This window comes from Variovorax stachyos (assembly GCF_051400855.1).
GTDB lineage: Bacteria > Pseudomonadota > Gammaproteobacteria > Burkholderiales > Burkholderiaceae_C > Variovorax.
Window position 1 is genome coordinate 245,650 of sequence record NZ_JBLFFN010000008.1, and the last position, 6,064, is coordinate 251,713.

A 6,064-nucleotide genomic window follows, 5' to 3' on the forward strand; every position below is an offset into this window, starting at 1 on the left:
AGCTTTCCGTGCGTCAGTCCTCGCGCGCAGGCATCGCTTCGAAGCCAGGCAGCGTCCGAAGCAACGCAGTCATCGACTTGGCCGCAAATTTCGGTATGTCGGCTATGTCCACCCACCTGAACTGGTCGACCTCCGGCGTCATGGCGCCGGTGCGGTGGTGAGGGAAAAAGCTCACGCACTTGCAGGCCGTGATGTCGCATTGGTCGGTGTGAACCAATGCCCTGAACAGGTGGAGGTCCTTGCGGGAGTGATAGGGCATGACGCCGAGCTCCTCCATCTCCGCCGCAGCCAGGTCGATTCCGGTTTCCTCCTGGACCTCGCGAATGGCCGCCTCGCGCGGGGACTCACCTTCTTCCCCTCCGCCCTTCGGGATGTCCCAGTGTCTCTGCCCCGTGGCGTGTGCCAATAGCAGCTGGCCATGCTCATTGAGGATCAGAACGCCATAGGAAGTCGTTTTCATGGCAGGGCCGCGAAACCGAGCTACGCTGCCTTTCGCTCGGAGGTGCTCTTCTTCGCTGCCGCACGCCTGGGCGCAGACTTCTTCGCGGGAGCAGTCTTGGCAGCAAGCTTTTTCGCGGCCTTGCCATTCGCCTTCGAGCCGCCCTTCAAGCTCCTCTGCAGCAGCTCGGTGAGGTCGATGACGTTGGAGCTTTCCTGCGGCGCTTCCTCTTCCGGCTCGATGACGGTTTCCGTCTTGCCCGCCTTCGCCTTCTTTTCGACCAGCTTCATCACCTGGTGCCGGAACTCGTCCTTGAAATCTTCCGGGTCCCACTTGCCGGACATCTCGGCGATCAGCTGCTTGGCCATCTTCATCTCTGCGGCGCTGACGGTCTTTCGCCCCGCGGGCGGAAGGTCGAGCGACTCCAGCGTCTTGACTTCGTCACCCCAACGCAGCAGGTTCAAGACCAGGGCCGGGCCCGAGGGCACCAGTGCGGCAAGGTGCTGTTTGGTGGCAATCACCACCTTGGCAAGCGCGATTTTTCCCGTGTCGATGAGGGCCTCGCGCAAGAGCGCATAGACCTTGTCGCTCTTGTTGACGGGTGTCACGTAATAGGGCCGCTCCAGGAAGATGAACGGCATTTCGGCGCCATCGATGAAGCGCTCGATCTGGATGGTCTGCGTCGTCTTGGGAAAGACCGCCTCGATTTCCTCGGGGCTGATGATGACGTACTGCCCGTCCTCGTATTCGACGCCCTTGACGATGTTTTCCTTGCTGATTTCCTTGCCCGTCCGCTTGTTGACGCGCTTGTAGCCGACACGGTCCATAGAGCGCTTGTCGAGCCAGTCGAAGTCCACGCCTTCCTCGGTCGCTGCCGTGTGAAGGCCGACGGGGATGTGGACGAGACCGAAGGTGATGGCGCCCTTCCAGAGCGTGCGACTACCTGTTGCCATGCCTCAGCTTCCTTCCGGCGGGACGACCCCGCACCGGGCAGCCTGCGGCGACCTGGCCCATGGCCGCGTAGGTGGGCGTAGCACCTGGCCGTAGGGAGGCTGCGCGTTCGAGGGCGACCCACCGACGGAACGGCTACCCTACGCGCTATGCCAAGCCTGCGCCACATCGCGGTCTACGTCGAGGAGCCGAAGCCGGGCCGTTTCGCATGGGTCCTCGCCGAGCTGGAGGGGCGCAGCTGGCGGCAGCTGGACAGGTCCGGCTCGCCGGTGGGAAGCTACAAGACGGCCATGGCTGAAGGACTGCTGGCGCTGCAAGCCATGGTGGAGGACCTGGACCTCGGGCCTCGCAAAGCCGATGCGCCTGTCGACGAAGGCGATGCCGACGAGAGCGACCATCAGCAAACCGAGCGTGACGCGCCGGCGAAGGAGGCCGCACCTGGAAAGCGGTACTTCGGATTCGGGCCCGCGCAGTGACGTCGTAGCGACTTTGGCTGCTGCCTCCCGAGAGATCCAAAGCCGTGCGGATTGCAACCTGGAACATCAACAACGTCGTCAAGCGCCTGGACCTGCTGTGCGACTGGCTCGAACGCGCCCAGCCCGACGTCGTCGCGCTGCAGGAGCTGAAGACTTCCACGGCCGAGTTCCCCACTGAGCGGCTCAGGTCGCTCGGCTACGAAGGCCTGGTCGTTGGCCAGCGCTCCTGGAACGGCGTCGCCCTGCTCGCCCGTGGGCATGAGCCTCTGCCGGTCGCCACGGCGCTGCCGGGCGATCCGAAGGACAAGGAGGCCCGCTATGTCGAGGCCGCCATCAACGGCGTGCTGTTCGCCTGCCTGTACCTGCCGAACGGCAATCCCCAGCCCGGACCGAAGTTCGACTACAAGCTGCGCTGGTTCGAGCGCATGCGCAGGCGCGCGGAGGAACTCCGGGCCTCCGGGCAGCCGGTCGTGCTGCTGGGCGACTGGAACGTCGTCCCGACGGATGCCGACATCTACAAGCCGGACACCTGGCGCGACAACGCATTGCTGCAGCCCGAACCGCGCCAGGCCTTTGCCGCGATCCTGGCCCAGGGCTGGACCGATGCGCTCCAGGCTGCTCACCCGAAGGACAAGCTCTTCACCTTCTGGGACTATCGGCGCAAACGATGGGAGCGTGATGCGGGTCTGCGCATCGACCACATCCTCGTCGGCGAGTCGCTGAAGGTCGTGGATGCGGGCGTGGACCGCGAGGAGCGTGGACGCGAGAATGCCAGCGACCATGCTCCGGTGTGGGCGGAAATCCGACCTGCCAGGCCAAAGCGGAGCGCCGCCCGCAAGGCCCGCGCGCCTGTGCCCCAAGAAGGACAGGAGACCCCGCCGCTCTCGCGCTACAACGCCAAGCGCGATTTCTCCAAGACCGCCGAGCCGGCCGGCACCCCGGTGCGACGAAGCAAGGCGAGGCGCGACCGGCAACCGGCCTTCGTCATACAGAAGCATTGGGCCTCGCGATTGCACTACGACGTACGCCTGGAGCTCGACGGCGTCATGGTGTCGTGGGCCGTTCCGAAAGGGCCTTCCTACGACCCGGCGATCAAGCAGCTGGCCATCCATGTCGAAGACCACCCAATCGACTACAACACCTTCGAAGGCGAAATCCCCAAGGGGGAGTACGGCGGCGGGTCAGTGATCGTCTGGGACCAGGGTACCTGGGAGCCGGTCGGCGACCCACAGGAAGGGCTCGCCAAGGGCAAGCTCATCTTCAAGCTGCATGGACAGAAGCTCGCCGGGCTGTGGGAGTTCGTGCGCATCTCGAAGCCCGGGGACAAGAAGCAGGAACAGTGGCTGTTCCTGAAGAAGCGGGGCGATGCCTGGGCCCGGCCCGGCACGGAGTACGACGTCATCGCTGCGCTGCCGGACAGCGTCGTCGCGCAGCCCCTGGGTTTGATCGAGGAGCGCGAGCCACGCGGCGCCGCCATCACACCGCCGCATGCCGACACGGCCGACCTGCGGCAAGCAAAGCGCGCACCTTTGCCCGCCAAGCTGCAGCCCCAGCTTGCGACGCTGGTTTCGGCCGTACCCCAGGGCGACTGGATTGTCGAAAGCAAGTTCGATGGCTATCGCCTTCTCGCGCGTATCGACAAAGGCGATGTCCGGCTGTTGACCCGCAACGGGCATGACTGGACCAGCAAGCTCCAGTCCGTTGCACAGGCCGTGGCGGAACTGGGCCTGGACAGCGCCTGGCTCGATGGCGAAATCGTGGTGCTGAACGACGCGGGCGTGCCCGACTTCAACCGGCTTCAGAACGCCATCGACAACGCCCGAACCAGCGATGTCCAGATGTTCGTCTTCGACGTGCCGTTCCTGGGCGGCATGGACTTGCGCGACGTGCCACTGGCCAGCCGGCGGGAAGTGCTCAGAGCGCTGTTCGAGCAGCATGAAGACGGCATCGTCCGGTTCAGCCAGTCCTTCGACGTGCTGCCGGGACAACTGCTGGATGCCGCCTGCCGGATGGGCATGGAAGGCGTCATCGTCAAGCGCGCCGACTCGCCCTACACCTCGGGGCGCACGGAAACCTGGCTCAAGTTGAAGTGCACGCACAGGCAGGAGTTCGTGGTGGTCGGGTACACCGACCGCACCGGCGCTGCCGGTGAGGTCGGTAGCCTGCTGTTGGGTTATCACCAAGGGGGCCAGGTGCGGTTTGCCGGATCCGTGGGCACCGGATGGGGCTCGGCGAACGGGCGCGAGTTGAAGACCGCGTTGTCCAGGTTGCGGGTCAGCCAGCCCACCGTCGCCCCCGAGGACGCCAAGCCCGGCCGCTGGTCCAGGCGCGGGCCCAACTCCGAGCGCTGGGTCAAGCCCGAGATGGTGGTCGAGGTGGCGTTCTCGGAGTGGACGCCGGATGGTCGCATCAGACACCCGGTGTTTCGCGGCGTGCGCACCGACAAGCCGGCGGCGCTGATCGTGCGCGAGGACGCCAAGCCCATGGGGGCTGCCCCTTCCGCCGCGAAGGTGCCGCAAGGCACCGGTGTGAAGGTGACGAACCCCGAGCGCGTGATCGACCCCTCCACCGGCCTGCGAAAGGTTGACCTGGTGCGCTACTACGAGAGCGTGGCCGAATGGATGCTGCCGCACTTGAAGGGCCGCCCAGTTTCGCTGGTGCGCGGCCCGACCGGCATCACGGGCGAGCTGTTTTTTCAGAAGCATGACGACAAGCTCTCCATTCCGCATGTGCGCAACTTGCCCGCGCATCTCTGGCCCGGCCACGCCGAGCTGCTGGAGGTGGCCAGTGCGCGGGCGCTGGTGGCCTGCGCCCAGATGAACGTTATTGAGTTCCATACATGGAACTCGCTCGCAAAAAACATCGACAAGCCGGACCGGATGATTTTCGACCTGGACCCCGGGGAAGGCACTGGCTGGCAGCACGTCCAGGAGGCAGCGATCCTGGTCCGGGCGTTGCTGTCGGAGCTCGAGCTGGAGTCATGGCTGAAAACGAGCGGTGGCAAGGGCCTGCACGTCGTGGTGCCGTTGAAGCCGCGCTTCGACTACGACACCGTCAAGGCGTTCTCGCAGGCGGTGGTGCAGCACCTGGCCAGGACCATCCCGTCGAGGTTCGTCGCCAAGAGCGGCGCTTCCAATCGGGTGGGCAAGCTCTTCGTCGACTACCTGCGCAACGGCCACGGCGCAACGACTGCCGCGGCGTTCTCGGCGCGCGCGCGTCAGGGCCTTGGCGTATCGATGCCGGTGAGCTGGGATGAGCTGCCCAAGCTCAAGAGCGGAGCCCAGTGGACGATTGCCACCGCGCGGGAGTACCTGTCGTTCCAAAGTGCGGACCCGTGGTCGGAGTACTGGACCACGAGGCAGTCGCTGAATGCAGCGATGAAGACCTTGGGATTCGTTGTCCCAAGACAGAAGTCGCGGGCCTGAGCCTGCTGCTCGCGGGAGACCTCTGTGAAACTTGAGACGTTCGAATTCAAGCGCATCGTCGTGGTGTGTGTGGTCCGGATGGGGTGAAGCGTTGAGGTGTGCGACGGGACATGGCCCCGACCCATGCAGCACGCCTTTCTGACGGACGACATCGTTTGAGCGAACGCGCCTCCGGTCGAACACGGTGCGGTCTTACGATCTCCGTATCGCGCGTTCGAGATGCTCCTGGAGCAACAACTCAAACGGAGATTTTCATGAAAGCCATCGCATCCATTGCTGTCGCCATCACCACCATCGTGACGCTTGCGGCGTGCGACGTGAAGAAGACGGCCGAAGGGAACGTGACGGTGCCCAAGTACGAAGTCGAGAAAAAGCAGGCCGGCGACGTGACGCTTCCAAAGTATGACGTGACGACGCCTGACGTGAAGGTGACGAAGGAAGAGAAGACCGTCACGGTTCCCACGGTGAAGACCGAGGAGAAGGTGATCGAAGTGCCGAAGGTTGACGTCACCCCGGCCAAGGAAAAGTAAGCCGGTGGAATTTGCTGCGACGGCGGCTGGCGCGGGCTGAAATGCCCCCCGGCGTGGCCTTGTCGGGCCGGGCGCCGGCCGTGCAGGCATCGATCACGCCGCGGCTCGCGCCACGAAACGCTGGGCGAGCGGGCTCGCAGGTCGCATCGCGGCCCGCTCCGCGGCCAGCGCTGCCGCGAGTGGCCGATCGCCGCTGCGCAGCGCGGCCTCGATCAGCGTCAGGTCGAGCAGGTCGCGCTGGGC

General features: G+C 65.1%; 5 protein-coding genes. 3 read left to right on the forward strand and 2 right to left on the reverse strand.

Going from position 1 to position 6,064, the window contains the following annotated elements; translation table 11 throughout:
- Window positions 1-13: 13 nt before the first annotated feature.
- Together ACMGEZ_RS17400 and ku are read right to left on the reverse strand one after the other, a co-directional pair.
- Window positions 14-460 (reverse strand): NUDIX hydrolase, encoded by a 447-nt coding sequence (locus tag ACMGEZ_RS17400; RefSeq protein ID WP_436823520.1) that lies wholly within the window; start codon window positions 458-460, stop codon window positions 14-16.
- A 20-nt stretch (window positions 461-480) separates the two neighbouring features.
- The gene (gene ku / locus ACMGEZ_RS17405) at window positions 481-1,392 is read right to left on the reverse strand and encodes a non-homologous end joining protein Ku (RefSeq protein WP_436823521.1); all 912 of its coding nucleotides are present in this window, start codon (window positions 1,390-1,392) and stop codon (window positions 481-483) included.
- Between the two features lie 147 nt (window positions 1,393-1,539).
- Here ku and ACMGEZ_RS17410 point away from each other — a divergent pair, with 147 nt between their 5' ends.
- The 3 genes from ACMGEZ_RS17410 to ACMGEZ_RS17420 all read left to right on the forward strand — a co-directional run bounded on the left by ACMGEZ_RS17410 (window position 1,540) and on the right by ACMGEZ_RS17420 (window position 5,821).
- Window positions 1,540-1,866, forward strand: coding sequence for a hypothetical protein (locus tag ACMGEZ_RS17410; RefSeq protein ID WP_436823522.1), 327 nt, complete (start codon window positions 1,540-1,542; stop codon window positions 1,864-1,866).
- 44 nt (window positions 1,867-1,910) lie between these two features.
- Window positions 1,911-5,291, forward strand: a complete 3,381-nt coding sequence (gene ligD / locus ACMGEZ_RS17415; protein ID WP_436823523.1) for a DNA ligase D — start codon at window positions 1,911-1,913, stop codon at window positions 5,289-5,291.
- A 254-nt stretch (window positions 5,292-5,545) separates the two neighbouring features.
- Entirely contained in the window at window positions 5,546-5,821 is a 276-nt protein-coding gene (locus ACMGEZ_RS17420) for a hypothetical protein (protein ID WP_436823524.1), read from the forward strand.
- The last annotated feature ends 243 nt before the right edge of the window (window positions 5,822-6,064 follow it).

Coding starts and splice junctions, on each gene's coding strand:
- ACMGEZ_RS17410 (WP_436823522.1), top strand. CDS start 1,540: ATGCCAAGCCTGCGCCACATCGCGGTCTACGTCGAGGAGCCGAAGCCG.
- ACMGEZ_RS17400 (WP_436823520.1), bottom strand. CDS start 460: ATGAAAACGACTTCCTATGGCGTTCTGATCCTCAATGAGCATGGCCAG.
- ku (WP_436823521.1), bottom strand. CDS start 1,392: ATGGCAACAGGTAGTCGCACGCTCTGGAAGGGCGCCATCACCTTCGGT.
- ACMGEZ_RS17420 (WP_436823524.1), top strand. CDS start 5,546: ATGAAAGCCATCGCATCCATTGCTGTCGCCATCACCACCATCGTGACG.